9 protein-coding genes are annotated in these 14283 nt (G+C 75.9%); 5 read left to right on the forward strand and 4 right to left on the reverse strand.

Translation table 11 applies throughout. The annotated features are described in order from the left end of the window. Positions 1 to 34: 34 nt before the first annotated feature. Positions 35 to 1594 (forward strand): FHA domain-containing protein, encoded by a 1560-nt coding sequence (locus ACLJWH_RS17025; RefSeq protein WP_411142535.1) that lies wholly within the window; start codon positions 35 to 37, stop codon positions 1592 to 1594. Positions 1595 to 1876: 282 nt separating this feature from the next. On the opposite strand, the gene ACLJWH_RS17030 is transcribed toward ACLJWH_RS17025, so the two are convergent. Next, positions 1877 to 2857: a methyltransferase domain-containing protein gene (locus ACLJWH_RS17030; protein ID WP_411142536.1), complete on the reverse strand. Its 981-nt coding sequence runs from the start codon at positions 2855 to 2857 to the stop codon at positions 1877 to 1879. 122 nt (positions 2858 to 2979) lie between these two features. Between ACLJWH_RS17030 and ACLJWH_RS17035 the strand changes: the two genes are divergently transcribed. From ACLJWH_RS17035 to ACLJWH_RS17050, 4 genes are all read left to right on the forward strand, one after another. Continuing rightward, positions 2980 to 3384, forward strand: coding sequence for a globin (locus ACLJWH_RS17035; protein WP_411142537.1), 405 nt, complete (start codon positions 2980 to 2982; stop codon positions 3382 to 3384). A gap of 232 nt (positions 3385 to 3616) precedes the next feature. Further along, positions 3617 to 7003 carry an FtsX-like permease family protein gene (locus tag ACLJWH_RS17040; RefSeq protein WP_411142538.1) on the forward strand — a complete coding sequence of 1129 codons (3387 nt, stop codon included), beginning with the start codon at positions 3617 to 3619 and terminating at the stop codon, positions 7001 to 7003. Positions 7004 to 7114: 111 nt separating this feature from the next. Continuing rightward, on the forward strand, positions 7115 to 9853 hold the full coding sequence (locus tag ACLJWH_RS17045) for an FtsX-like permease family protein (protein ID WP_411142539.1): 2739 nt from the start codon (positions 7115 to 7117) through the stop codon (positions 9851 to 9853). Then, entirely contained in the window at positions 9850 to 11022 is a 1173-nt protein-coding gene (locus ACLJWH_RS17050) for an ABC transporter ATP-binding protein (protein ID WP_411142540.1), read from the forward strand. Before ACLJWH_RS17045 ends, ACLJWH_RS17050 begins: the two co-directional genes overlap by 4 nt. A gap of 164 nt (positions 11023 to 11186) precedes the next feature. Here the strand turns inward: ACLJWH_RS17050 and ACLJWH_RS17055 are convergent, their stop codons facing one another. From ACLJWH_RS17055 to ettA, 3 genes are read right to left on the reverse strand one after another with little or no spacing between them, the layout of a single operon-like run. After that, on the reverse strand, positions 11187 to 11906 hold the full coding sequence (locus tag ACLJWH_RS17055; RefSeq protein ID WP_411142541.1) for a hypothetical protein: 720 nt from the start codon (positions 11904 to 11906) through the stop codon (positions 11187 to 11189). Next, on the reverse strand, positions 11903 to 12337 hold the full coding sequence (locus ACLJWH_RS17060) for an acyl-CoA thioesterase (protein WP_411142542.1): 435 nt from the start codon (positions 12335 to 12337) through the stop codon (positions 11903 to 11905). Before ACLJWH_RS17060 ends, ACLJWH_RS17055 begins: the two co-directional genes overlap by 4 nt. A gap of 5 nt (positions 12338 to 12342) precedes the next feature. Then, the gene (gene ettA / locus ACLJWH_RS17065) at positions 12343 to 14007 is read right to left on the reverse strand and encodes an energy-dependent translational throttle protein EttA (RefSeq protein ID WP_094794986.1); all 1665 of its coding nucleotides are present in this window, start codon (positions 14005 to 14007) and stop codon (positions 12343 to 12345) included. Positions 14008 to 14283: the final 276 nt, after the last annotated feature.

Consider the following 14283-nt stretch of genomic DNA (forward strand, 5'->3'; position numbering starts at 1 on the left):
CCGGAAGACATGGTACGGAGGGGGAAGAACCGACATGCCGACCTGCCCGAACGGCCACCAGTCGGTGGCCGAAGACTGGTGCGAGGTGTGCGGCCACCGGATGGCGGGCGCTGTCCCCCCGCCGCCCCCCCTGCCTGCGGGATTCCTGAACACGCCGCCCGGCCAGCCGACCGGCCAGCCGGGGCCGCCACCCGGCGGACCCGGACCCGGTCCCCAGGGCGGTCAGAACGGTCCGGGCGGTCCGGGCGGCTACGGCTTCCCGCCGCCGCCCGCGCCGGGTCCCGGTCCCGGTCCCCAGGGTGGCTACGGCTTCCCGCCGCCCATGCCCGGCCCGGGTCAGCCGGGGCAGCCCGAGCAGTGCCCGCAGTGCCGTACGCCGCGTGAGGCGGGGGCACCGTTCTGTGAGGAGTGCCGCTACAACTTCCTCACGCACTCCGCGACGTCCTACGCCCCGCCGGGCAGCCAGCCGCCGGGACAGCCCGGCCCGCCGCCCGGTATGCCCGGTCCCCAGGGCGGTCAGGGGGGTTACGGCTTCCCGCCGCCGATGCCCGGCCCCGGCCCGGTTCCCGGCTCCGCTCCCGGCACGCAGGGCGGTCCGGGCGGTTACGGTTTCCCGCCGCCGCCCGTGCCGGGCCCCGGCACCCAGGGCGGCCAGGACGGCTACGGCTTCCCGCCGCCGCCGCAGAGCCCCCCGTCCGGCCAGCCCGGCCCCGGCGGCCATCCCGGCCCGCCGCCCGGTATGCCCGCTCCCGGCCAGGGCCCCGGTCCGGCCGGTCTGTCCGGTCCGGGGCGGCGCGGCCCCGACGACGACTGGACCCTGAACCCGCCGAGCACGCAGACCGCTGCCCCGCCGATGGCGCCCCCGCAGCCGGGCCCGCCGCCCGGCCCGCAGGCCCCGTTCGAGCAGCAGCCGCCCGCGCCGTTCCCGCCGCAGCAGCCGGGCCCGTACGACCCGCCGCAGCAGACGCCCCAGCAGCCTGCTCCGTTCGAGCCGCAGCAGCAGCCCGGCCCGTACGACCCGCCGCAGCAGACCCCGCAGCAGCCCGGCCCGTTCGAGCCACCGCAGCAGACCCCGCCGCCCCAGCAGCACCAGGCGCCGGGGCAGCAGCCGGAGCAGCAGTGGCACGGTGGGCCCGGCACCGGCCAGGGGCCCGCGGCGCCGCCGCAGGGCCCGGTGCCCGTCGTCGGCGCGGGCTGGGTGGTGGCCATCGCGCCGGACCGCGAGTACTTCACGGCGATGATGGGCCGCAGCGGCCCGGAGGCGGCGGGGCTCAACCTCCCCGCGTACTCCCCCGAGCAGGTGCTCCAGCTCGCGGGCAACCAGCTCGCGATCGGCCGCCGCCGGCCCAGCACCGGCGAGGCCCCGGACGTCGATCTGGGCCGCCCGCCGGAGGACCCGGGCGTCTCGCACCAGCACGCGCTGCTGGTGCATCAGCCGGACGGCAGCTGGGCGGTGGTCGACCAGAACTCGACCAACGGCACGACGATCAACCTCGCCGAGGACCCGATCCAGCCGTATGTGCCGGTGCCGCTCCATGAGGGCGACCGGGTGCACGTCGGCGCCTGGACGACCCTCACGGTCCGGCGCGGCTAGTGCCCCTCCCGGCAGGCGCTGCCCCGTAGCGCCGCCCCGCACGCACGCTCGCCGCGTTGGCCAAAAGTCCTGGTAGCTCCGCTGCAAGGACTTCCGGCCGCCTGGCGATCGCATGCACCGGACGGCGCTCCGCACGGGGCAGACCTTGCCGGTCACGGCATCAGAGCGGTCCGCCCGCCCCGGGTGTGTCCCGTCGCCCGAGCCGCCGCCGGGGTGTGACCCGCCGGTCACGCCCCGGCCCGGCTCCGGCCGGTGCCCGCCCCGGCCGCCCGTTCGCTCAGCTCAGCGCAGCTCCCATGCGTACGGGCCGCCGGGGGCGTCCAGCCACGCCCACTGGCGGTGCCCCTCCACCGTGAGGCCGTAGCGTTCGCGGCCCGGCCGGTGTTCGCGCCGCCACAGTGCGTACGCCTCCTGCGGCAGCAGGCTGCCCGCGCCGAGTGCCAGCAGGAACTGGAACCGGTCGTCGTACAGCGCCTCCGGCGGCAGGCCGTGGCCCGCGCCGGCGGCCGGTGCGCCCTCCCCCGCCGCCGGGTCCGTACCGCGCAGCGGGACGAAGAACGCCGGGGTCGCCAGGAACCGGCCCTCCGCCCGCTCGCCGCCGGGCGCCACCGTCAGCGCGAGCACTCCGGTGGCCAGCGGCGCCACGATCCTCGCCCCGTCCGCGCACTGCCCCGTCCAGGCCACCGGTACGGAGGCGAGCGCGCAGGTCGCGATGATCCGGTCGAACGGCGCGCGCCGCGGGCAGCCCCGCGCCCCGTCACCGGTGACGATCTCGGGCCGGTGGCCGGCCGCCGCCAGCTGCGTCCGGGCGGTGGCGGTGATCTCCGGCTCCAGGTCGATGGTGGTCACCGCCCGGTCGCCGAGCCGGTGGCACAGCAGCGCCGCGTTGTAACCGCTGCCCGTGCCGATCTCCAGCGCCCGGCAGCCGTCCGTGACGGCGAGCGCGTCGAGCATCCGGGCCATCAGGGACGGCTGGCTGCTGGAGGAGAGCAGCTCCGCGTCGCGTACCCGGGTGACCAGCGGGACGTCGCGGTAGGCGCCGCGCAGCCAGCGGGCCCGCCGCAGCGGGTCGGGATCGTCGGCGGCCAGCCGCTCGTAGCCGCCGGCCACGCTCTCGTAGTAGTACGGCACGAACAGATGGCGCGGCACCTGCGCGAACGCCGCCCGCCAGCGCGGGTCGGCGAGGCCGCCGCCGCGTGTGATCAGCCGGACGAGCCGGGCCCGTGCCGCGGCCGCCCGGTCCGTATCCGTACCGCCGCCCATGTCTCCACCGTCCTCAGCTCCACTGTCCTCCGTCCGGTGCCCGCGGCGCGCCCGGCGCCCGCGCCCGCCCACGGTGACCTACGTCCGGAGTCCTCGGCCGGCGCGTCTGCCACCATGGACGGGTGAACAAGATTCCGCGCGGCACGGTTCAGGAGCAGACCTTCTACGAGCAGGTCGGCGGTGAGGAGACCTTCCGTCGCCTGGTGCACCGCTTCTACCAGGGCGTCGCCGAGGACCCGCTGCTGCGGCCGATGTACCCGGAGGAGGACCTGGGTCCGGCCGAGGAGCGGTTCACGCTCTTCCTCATGCAGTACTGGGGCGGCCCCCGGACGTACAGCGAGGGCCGCGGCCATCCCCGGCTGCGGATGCGGCACGCCCCGTTCACCGTGGACCGCGCCGCGCACGACGCGTGGCTGCGGCACATGCGGGAGGCCGTGGACTCCCTCGGGCTCGCCGAGGACCACCAGGAGCAGCTGTGGAACTACCTCACCTACGCGGCCGCTTCGATGATCAACGCCGGGGAGTGACGGACGCGCGGGCCGCCGCCCGCCCCGCGGGGCCGTAACCGTCCGAGCACGTACCGCACCGGAGTCCGGGCCCTGGGCGCGCGGGATGGTGGCATTCCGGCGATTCCACCGGTCATCGGCCGAATTGCTCTCGTCACAATCCAGTCAAGACCGACCTTCACCCGCTGACCTCGCACCGTCCCTCTGACAGCATCCGGACAAGCTTTCGGTGCTGACCGCGCCTGGGGGAACCGTGTCCGGCTTCATCTTTCTTCGCGTGCGCGCGCACCGTCTGCTGTTGTCCGCCGCCCTGCTGTCGGTGCTGCTGACCACCACCGTGCTGGCGACCCTCTCCGCATTCTCCGACGCCATCGGCGACGCCGGGCTGCGCCAGGCCCTGGGTACCCGCGCCGCGGCGTCCGCCGCCCTCCAGGTGAAGGCCCAACTGCCCGCCGACAGACGGGAAGCCGCGGGCCGGGCGGTCGACAAGGGCGCCCGGGAAGCCTTCGACGGGCTGCCGTTCACCGTACGGACACTGGTCCGCTCCGGGCCGTACGCACTGCCCCGCGCGCTCCAGCCGCCGGCCGCGCGCAAGGGCGAGCCCGATCTCACCCACCTCGCGGCCCTGGACCGCTCCCGCATCACGCTCACCGGTGGCAGCTGGCCCGCGGCGCCGTCCCGGGACGGGGGTCCGCTCCAGGTGGCGCTGCCGGAGGCCGCGGCGGCCCGGCTCGGTGTCCGGCCCGGCCGCGCGCTCACCCTCGACAACCGGCTGTCGGGCCCCGCCCATCTGGCGGTCCGGGTCACCGGGGTCTACCGGCCCAAGGACCGCACCGATCCGTACTGGCAGCTCGACGAGCTCGGCGGGCGCGGGGTGCGCACGCTCGGCTTCACCACGTACGGGCCGCTGCTCACCGACCCGGCGGCGTTCCGCGGCGGGCCGCTCGTCCAGGACTCCGCGGCCTGGCTCGCCACCGCCGACTTCCGCACCCTGACCGCGGACCGGCTGCCCGCGCTGAGCGCCGCCGCCCGCCCGGCCCCGCGGCGGCTGATGGCCGATCCGGCGTTCGCGGGGCAGGTCTCGGCGACCACCGAACTGCCGGACGCGCTCGGGACGTTGCAGCGGGCGCTGCTGGTCAACCGGTCGGCGATCCTGATCGTCGCACTGCAACTGATCCTGCTCGCCGGCTATGCGCTGCTGCTGGTGGCGCGGATGCTGAGCACCGAGCGGACGAGCGAGACGGCGCTGCTGCGGGCCCGGGGTGGTGCGCGGCGGCAGATCGCGGGGCTGGCCTTCGCCGAGTCGCTGCTGCTGGCGGTGCCGGCCGCGGTCGGGGCCCCGCTGCTGGCCGGGCCGCTGCTGCGACTGCTCGCGGACCATGGCGCGTTGGCCCGGATCGGACTGCCGCTGGACTCCGGCCTGACCGGCACGACCTGGCTGACCGGCGGTGCGGTGGCGCTGGGCTGCGCCGCCGCGGTGGCGGCGCCCGCGCTGCTGCGGGCCGGGGCGGACGAGGCGCGGGTACGGGCGCGGGCGCTGCCCGGCGCGGTGCGCGCGGGCGCGGACCTCGGGCTGCTGGTGATCGCCGGGGTCGCGTACTGGCAGCTGCAACGCCGGACGGGGGACGGTGCCGGGGGTGCCGGCGGCGGGGTGCTGACCGGCGACACGGGGGGCCGACTGGGCATCGACCCGGTGCTGGTGACCGCCCCCGCGCTGGCCCTGCTCGCCGGTACGGTGCTGACGCTGCGGCTGCTGCCGCTCGCCGCCCGGCTCGCCGAGCGCGCGGCGGCCGGCGGCCGGGGGCTGGCCGCGGCGCTGGCGGGCTGGCAGATCAGCCGCCGTCCGCTGCGCGGTGCGGGCCCGGTGCTGCTGGTGCTGGCCGGCGCGCTGGGCATGCTGTCGATCGGCCAGGGCGCCTCCTGGAACCGTTCGCAGGACGACCAGGCGGACTTCCGGGCGGGTGCGGCGGTGCGCGTACTGGCGAGCCGGACACCGCAGTTGGGGCAGGGCGGGGCGCTCGCGGACGTGCCGGGGGTGGCCGCCGCGCTGCCCATGGGCCAGGCCGATCTGACGCTGTCGGGCGGCCGGAGCTCGACGCTGCTCGCCCTGGACACCCGGCGGGCCCAGGGGGCGCTGCTGCTCCGCGGCGATCTGCTGGGCGGCGCCGCGGACGCCCCGCGCGGCACGGCCGCGGACGGCATGCTGGCCGAGGTGGCGCCGAAGACCGGGGCGGCGGCCGGTCTCGAACTGCCCGCGGACACCGGCCGGCTGCGGCTGACCGCGACCCTGCGCGATCTGGCGGCGCTGCCGCCCCGGGCCGGGAAACGGCCCGGGATGTACGACCCGAACGCGCCGCGGCACGACACCGGGCCGGTCCCGGCGGACCTCACCGCACTGATCACCGACCGCTACGGCGTCCCGTACCCGATGCCGCTGGACCGGCTCGCGGCCGACGGCCGGCCGCACACCTTCACCGTGGACCTCGCCGCCGCGGCGGGCGCCCCGGCGGGCCGCCCGGCCGGGCCGCTGCGGCTGACCGGGCTCCTCGTCGACCTGGCCCAGACGCAGGTCTCGCACCGACAGCGGCTGACCCTCGACGCCGCGCAGGCCGTCACCGCGGACGGCACGGACCGTCCGCTCACCGCGCCGGGGTCCCTGCGCTGGCAGGCCGGGGTGACCGACAAGAGCAGCTACCGGGACGAGCCGTTCGGCCCGAAGGCGGACCGGGCCGAGGGGCCGGCCGGCGCACTGCTGTCGCAGACGTACGAGAGCGGTGCCGCCCCGGACGCCTTCGAGGCGGCGGTGACGGAGCTGCGCATCACCGCCGCGCACCCGGAGCGTCCGCCGCTGGCGGCCGTCGCCACCGACGCCTTTCTGCGCGACAGCGGCTCCGCGGTCGGCGCGACCATCGAGGTGCCGGTGAGCGGGCAGCCGCTGAAGGCGAGGATCGTGCGGGCCGTCCGGGCGCTGCCGGGACCGGCGGACGCGCCGGCCGGCGCCACCGGCGGGCTGCTGGTCGACTTCGGTGCGGTCAACGAGGCGCTGGCCGACCGGGGTGCGGCGCCGCTGGCCGCCGGCGAGTGGTGGCTGCGCCCCGCCCCCGGCGCGGCGGCCGAGGCCGTGGCCGCGCTGCGGGCCCGTCCCGACACCGACCCCGGTCAGGTGCTGGTGCGGGACGAAATCGCCCGGCAGCTGCGCGACGATCCGCTGGGCCTGGGCCCGCAGACCGCGCTGACCGCCGCGGCGGCCGTCGCGGTGGCGCTGGCGGCGGTCGGCTTCGCGGTCAGCGCCGCCGGCTCGGTCCGCGAACGCGCCCGGGAATTCGCCGTGCTGCGGGCGCTGGGCGCGCCCCGCCCGCAGCTGGCCCGGATGATCGCGGCGGAACAGGGCGTGCTGATCGCGCTGGCGCTCGCCGTCGGCCTGGCCCTGGGCACCGTGCTGACCCGGGCGGTGGTGCCCCTCGTCGTCCTGACGGAACAGGCCGGCCGCCCGGTGCCGCCGGTCCTGGTGGAACTCCCGGCCGGCCCGGTGGCGGTGCTGCTCGCCGCCGTGGCGGCGGTCCCGCTCGTGGTCGTCGCCGCCGTCGGGCTGCGCCGCGGCGACCCCGTCCAGGCCCTGCGCAGCCAAGGAGCCCTGTGAGATGACCACTTCGCCGCACGGCTGCCCGCGCCCGCCCGGCATCCACCGGCCGCCGGGCAGCGCCGGCCGCTCCGCCCCGGCCCCCGTGCCGGTCCCGGGAGGTGATCTCCGGTGAACGCGCTCACCTGGACGAGCTGGCTCCGGATCCGGCTGCGCACCGCGCGCGGCGCGGCGCTCGGGCTGGCCGTACTGGTACTGGTCACTGCATTTCTGGCGGCGGCGTTCCCGCGCGGTGTGGAGGCGTACGAGTCCCGCGGCGCCCGGTACGCGCTGGCCTCGGCGACGCCCGGCGACCGGACGGTGCAGATCACCGTCGGGCAGTCCGACGCGTTCGCCGCCGACCCGACGGCCGACCCCGCCGCCGCTTACTCCGGCCAGGAGATCGCCCGCCTGGACCGGGCCGTCCGGGGCCAGTTCACCGCTCCGCTGCGGATCGTCGACGGCCAGTCCGTGCACGGCGTCCGCACCACGAAGCCGATGTCCGCGCGGGACGCCTGGCTGCCCCGGCTCGACGAGGTCGCCCCCGCGTTCTCCCTCTGGGCGGCGTCCGGCCTCGACGCGCACAGTGCCGTCGCCCAGGGGCGGCTGCCGCGCGCCGCCGCCCCGGGGTCGCGCACCCTGGAAGCGGCCGTCACCACCGCCACCGCTCGGACCCTGCGGCTGCGGGTCGGCAGCGAACTGCACCTGAACGGCCTGACGGTGCGGGTCAGCGGGCTGCTCACGCCGCGCGAGCCGCAGGGCGCGTACTGGTCCGCCGAACCGCTGATGGCCGCCGCCCGGCAGGATTCGACCGCCGCCATGCCGCCCCAGAAGTTCTGGAGCGCCGGTCTGCTGCTGTCCCCCGACGACGGCGCGGCGCTGCTGTCCACCGGCGGCGCTCCGGAGAAGTACTGGCGCTATCCCGTCGACACGGACGCGCTCACCGTCCACGACGTGCCGGTCCTGCGGGACCGGCTGCGCTCCCTCGAACACGGCCCCGGGCTGGTGCGGTTGCGGTCCGTCGCGGGCAACGGCGCGTTCGCCGACAGTGCGGTGACCGGTCTGCTGGACGCCTTCGAGCGGATGCGGGACACGGTCGCGCCGGTCGTCGCGGTGGCCGCCTTCGGGATCGGTACCGTCGCCGGTGTCGCGCTGCTGATGACCGGCCAACTGGCCGCCGCCCGGCGGCGCCCGGAACTGGCGCTGCTGCGGGCCCGCGGCGCGTCGCTGGCCGGGCTGACCGGGCGGCTGACGGCGGAGACCGCGGCGGCGGCGCTGCCCGCGGCCGCGGCCGGCGGCGGTCTGGCGCTGCTCCTGGTGCCCGGCGAGCAGGTGTTCGTCCCGCTGTGCGCCGCGGCCGTGACCGGTCTGCTGGGCACGCTCGCCCTGCCGCTGCGGGCGGCCGCCACGCACCGCCGCCCGCGGCCCGCCGGCCGCGCGGACCTGGCCCGGGTCCGCCCCTCCCGGCGCCGTACGGTCGCCGAACTCACCGTGCTGGTACTGGCCGTCGGCGCGGTGGCCGCCCTGCGCCGCCGCAGCACCGCGTCCGGCGCCGGTGTCGATGCCCTGGTCAGCGCCGCGCCGGTGCTGATCGGGGTGATCGCGGCACTGGTCCTGATGCGGCTCTACCCCCTGCCGCTGCGGCTGGCGGCCCGCCCCGCCGCCCGTACCCGGGGGCTGATCGGTTTCCTCTCGCTCGCCCGCGCGGGCCGTGCCCCGGCCACCGCGGGGCTGCCACTGCTGGCCCTGCTGGTGGCGCTGACCACGGCGTCCTTCGGCGGTTCGGTACTCGCCGGGGTGGACCGGGGGCGGGAGCGGGCGGCGCTGGCCGCGGTCGGCGCCGATGCCCGGATCTCCTCCGACGCGCCGCTGCCCGCGAAGCTGGCCGGGGCCGTCACGAAGGTGCCGGGCGTCCAGGACGCGGTGCCGGTCCGTATCAATGTGCAGGCCGCCGACGACAACGGCCCGCCGCTCCAGGTGGTGATCGCGGACGCCGGGACCTATGCCCGGCTGTCCCGCGCCACCGGCCTCGGCGCCTTCGACGCCGGGGAGCTGGCCGATCCCGGCGGCGACGGGCCGCTGCCCGCCCTGGTCTCCCCCAGCTTCGTCACCCGCTTCGGCACCGCCCCGATGACCCTGCAACCGGAGGTCGGCCTGCTCACCGTCCGCCCCCGGGTGATCCGCGCGGACACCCCGGCCCAGCCCGGCGGCGACTTCGTCGTCATCGACGCCAGAAGTGTGGCCCGGATCCACCCGGACACCTTCGCCGATCCCGCCACCGGCGCCACCGTCCTGCTGGTCTCCGGCCGTTCCCTGGACGCCGGGGCGCTGCGCGCCGCCGTCCGCGCCCACCCCGTCGCGGCCCGCCCCGCCCGCCTCGTCCTGCGCTCCGACGCGCGCGCGAAGTACGCCGACTCGCCGCTCCAGCAGGGCGCCGAACAGCTCTACGCGGCCGCCGTGGGGGCCGGTGCGGGCTACGCCCTGCTCGCCCTGCTCCTCTCCCTCCTCCAGGCCGCCCCGCAGCGCACCCAGCTGCTGGCCCGGCTGCGCACCATGGGGCTGACGCCGTCCCAGGGGCGCCGTCTGATGGTGCTGGAGGCCCTGCCGCAGGCCCTGCTGGCGGCCCTCGGCGGTGCGCTCGTCGGTGCCGCCGCCATCCGGCTGCTGAGCCCCGGTATGGATCTGACACCGCTCGCGCTGCCCGGCGCGGCCGCGGACCTGGGCACCGTACGTCTGTACACCGATTCCGCGTCCCTCCTGCTGCCGTCGGCGGGCGTGGTCGCACTGGCTCTCGCCGTGGTCCTGGTCCAGGCGTGGCTGAGCGGACGACGGCGTGAGAGCACCGAGTTGAGAGCGGGGGACACCCAATGACCCGGCCCGAAGGCACACCGCCGGCCACGCCCGGCCCGACGCGGGAGCCGGCCGCCGGTGCGGCGTCCGGTGCGGCGTCCGCCCGGCCCCGGCCCGCCGAACCCGCCGGCCTCGCCGAACTGGAACGCCGGGCGGCGGCCCGGCGCGGACGGCCCGAGTACGGGCACGACGCGCTGATCTCCTGCGACCGGCTGGTGCGGGTCTTCAGCACCGACGGGGTGGAGGTGCAGGCCCTCCAGGGACTCGATCTGCTGGTCGCCGAGGGCGAGTTGATGGCGCTGGTCGGGGCGTCCGGCAGCGGCAAGTCCACCCTGATGAACATCCTCGCGGGCCAGGACGTGCCGACGGCCGGCGCCGCCAAGGTCGCCGGGCGCGATCTGCTGACGATGGACGCCAAGGCCCGGCTCGGCTACCGCCGGGACGTCGTCGGCTTCGTCTGGCAGCAGACCGCCCGCAATCTCCTGCCGTATCTGACCGCGTTGCAGAACGTGACGCTGCCGATGCAGCTGCGCGGCGGGCGGCGCCGCGCCGAGCGCACGAAGGCGGCCGGGGAACTGCTGTCGATGCTCTCCCTCGACCACTGCCGCGACCGCCGCCCGCACCAGCTCTCCGGCGGCGAACAGCAGCGCACCGCCATCGCGGTGGCGCTGGCCAACACACCGTCCGTACTGCTGGCCGACGAGCCGACCGGTGAGCTGGACTCGCACACCGCCGAGCAGGTCTTCGGCGCGTTCCGCACCGCCAACGCGGAGCTGGGCACGACGATCGTGATCGTCACCCATGACCAGGCGGTCGCGGACGAGGTCCGGCGCACGGTGGCGATCCGGGACGGCCGTACGTCCTCGGAAGTGCTGCGGCGCACCGAGCGGGACGCCGCGACCGGCCAGGAGTCGCTGGTCGCCCGCGAGTACGCGATGCTCGACCGCGCGGGCCGCCTCCAGCTGCCCGCCGAGTACACCCGAAGCCTGGGCATGGCGCACCGCGTCCTGCTGGAGCTGGAGAGCGATCACATCGGGGTGTGGCCGGACCATACGGCGGACGGCGCGGCGCGGACGCGGGGCGACAGGGGCAGCGGCGACGACGGCCGCGGCGGCGGCGCCCAGAGCAACGGCGACAGTGGTGGCGCGGGACCGGCCGGTGCTGCGGCCGGGGAGCCGGGGGCCGGTTAGCCGGGGGCCGGGGAGCCGAGGGGCGGTCGCCGGCCGGGCGGGGCGGACCGGCCCCCGTACCAGGACCGGACCGGACCGGGGTACGGTGCCGGTCCGCGCGGCGGCCGGACGCTCAGCTCCGGGTGAGCACCGGTCCGGCGGGTCCCCTCAGGCCGGTGCGACCGTCAGCTCGGTGTGACCGTCAGCCCCGACAGTCCCGTGAGCCCTGCCGCGCCACCCGTCCGTACGGCGATCGAGCCGTAGGGGGTGCTCAGCCGCAGCCAGCCGCCGGCGGCGAGCAGGGACAGCGGCTGGGGGGCGGGGGCGGCAGGCGAGGTGCCGCCGCCGGCCAGGGCGCCGGCATGCGCGGGGCGCAGGAAGCCCAGGGACTGGGCGGCGTGCACGGCGCGCAGCGGGAGGTGGGTGTCGCCGAGGGTGCGCGACCAGATCTCCCGGCCGATCCGGTCCCGTTCGGCGCGGGTGCGGTGCTGCGGCGGCAGCGCCTCGTCGCGGGCGCGGAACTCGGCGACCGCGGCGGCCACCGTGCGCACCAGCGCCTCGGGCGCGGGCAGTCCCGGCACCCGGCGCCAGCCGCCGCGGGGCGGCAGGACCCCGGCCCAGGGCGGGCCGGTGACCGCGGCGGGCACGGTCAGGACGCCGGCCGGTTCCGCGACGCCTTCGAGGAGTTCGCCCGCGGAGACGGTGACGTCCAGGGCGAGGTCGTCGGCCAGCCGGGCGGTGCGGATCGCCAGCACCTCGAAGGACGGCGGGCGGCCGAAGACGGCGAGCACGCCGCCGGTGGCCTGGAGCCGTACCGCGGCGGCGCGGTCGTAGTGGAGCAGCCGGGCCAGGAAGGCGGCGAGATCGGCCGCCTCCCCGGCACCGGCCAGGCGCAACGCCGTCATACGGCGACGGCCCCCTCCTGCTGTGCGGCGTCGTCCAGGTACTCCTTCAGGACGGTCTTCTCCTCCGCGGTGATGCGGCGGGGACGTCCTTCGGCGAAGTCGTAGGGGACGACGACGGTCGAGGCCCGGAGGTAGAGGGTGTCCTCGTCCTTGATCTCGTACCCGATGGTCATCGACGCGGCGTTGACCTTCGTGACCCACAGCTCGATGGCCACCGGGGCGTGCCGGTGCACCAGCGGCCGCACATAGTCGATCTCGTGCCGGGCGACGACCGAGCCGCCGGTGAACGACGGGCTGCCGTCCCCCGGCGCCAGCCGGCGCATGAAGTCGATCCGCGCCTCTTCGAGGTAGCGGACGAACACCGCGTTGTTGACATGGCCGAACGCGTCCATGTCCGACCAGCGCAGCGGGCAGGAGTAGAGGTGTCGCACGACCCTCAGCCCCGGGTCAGCTTCTTGTACGTGGCACGGTGCGGGCGGGCCGCGTCCGCGCCGAGCCGCTCGATCTTGTTCTTCTCGTACGACTCGAAGTTGCCCTCGAACCAGAACCACTTGGAGTCGCCCTCGTACGCCAGGATGTGCGTGGCGACGCGGTCCAGGAACCAGCGGTCGTGGGAGACGACCACCGCGGCGCCCGGGAACTCCAGCAGGGCGTTCTCCAGGGAGGAGAGCGTCTCGACGTCGAGGTCGTTGGTCGGCTCGTCGAGGAGCAGCAGGTTGCCGCCCTGCTTGAGGGTGAGCGCCAGGTTGAGGCGGTTGCGCTCACCGCCGGAGAGGACCCCGGCCGGCTTCTGCTGGTCCGGGCCCTTGAAGCCGAACGCCGAGACGTAGGCGCGCGAGGGCATCTCGACCTGGCCGACGTTGATGTAGTCCAGTTCGTCGGAGACCACGGCCCACAGGGTCTTCTTGGGGTCGATGTTCTCGCGGTTCTGGTCGATGTAGGAGATCTTGACGGTCTCGCCGACCTTGATCTGACCGGAGTCGGGGGTCTCCAGGCCCTGGATCATCTTGAACAGCGTGGTCTTGCCCGCGCCGTTCGGACCGATGACGCCGACGATGCCGTTACGCGGCAGCGTGAAGGAGAGGTCGTCGATGAGGACCTTGTCGCCGAACGCCTTCGACAGCTTCTCGACCTCGACGACGACACTGCCCAGGCGCGGGCCCGGCGGGATCTGGATCTCCTCGAAGTCCAGCTTCCGCATCTTGTCGGCCTCGGCGGCCATCTCCTCGTAACGCGCGAGCCGGGCCTTGGACTTGGCCTGCCGCCCCTTCGCGTTGGAGCGGACCCACTCCAGCTCTTCCTTCAGCCGCTTGGCGCGCTTGGCGTCCTTCTGGCCCTCGACCTTGAGGCGGGTCTGCTTGGTCTCCAGGTACGTGGAGTAGTTGCCCTCGTAGCCGATGGCGCGGCCGCGGTCGAGCTCCAGGATCCAGCCGGCGACGTTGTCGAGGAAGTACCGGTCGTGGGTGACGGCGACGACGGTGCCGGGGTACTTCGCGAGGTGCTGCTCCAGCCACTGCACGGACTCGGCGTCCAGGTGGTTGGTGGGCTCGTCGAGGAGCAGCAGGTCGGGCGCCTCCAGCAGGAGCTTGCAGAGCGCGACGCGGCGGCGCTCACCACCGGAGAGGTTGGTGACCGGCCAGTCGCCGGGCGGGCAGCCGAGCGCGTCCATGGCCTGTTCGAGCTGGGTGTCCAGGTCCCACGCGTTGGCGTGGTCGAGGTCCTCCTGGAGCTTGCCCATCTCCTCCATCAGCGCGTCGGAGTAGTCGGTCGCCATCAGTTCGGCGACCTCGTTGAAGCGCTTGAGCTTGCCCATGATCTCGGCGGCGCCGTCCTGGACGTTCTCCAGCACGGTCTTGGACTCGTCCAGCGGCGGCTCCTGGAGGAGCATGCCGACGGAGTAGCCCGGGGAGAGGAACGCGTCACCGTTCGAAGGCTGCTCAAGACCGGCCATGATCTTCAGCACCGTGGACTTACCGGCGCCGTTGGGGCCCACGACACCGATCTTCGCGCCTGGCAGGAAGCTCAGCGTCACGTCATCGAGGATGACCTTGTCGCCGTGCGCCTTGCGCGTCTTGCGCATCGTGTAGATGTACTCAGCCAAGAGAAACCGTCCGGCAGTCTGGATCTGTCTGGTGGGTGTGCGGCTCCGCCGCGTGGGCCATGGTGCGGCGTGGCCGCGCGAGGGCAGATACACCCATCTTGCCGTACGCCCGTACCGGGATGGAAACGGGATCCGCCGGACGGACGGCCCACGGGAGGCGTGGGCGGGGCCGGGGGCGGACGCCCGTGGCCCCGGGGCGCGGGTGCGCTCCGGGGCCACGGGGTGTCGGGTCAGCCGGTGGCCGGCCGTCGGCCGGTCACCGGACTGTCACCGGTC

Origin of the sequence: Streptomyces sp. x-80 (genome assembly GCF_046549095.1) — a bacterium.
GTDB classification, from domain to species: Bacteria; Actinomycetota; Actinomycetes; order Streptomycetales; family Streptomycetaceae; genus Streptomyces; species Streptomyces celluloflavus.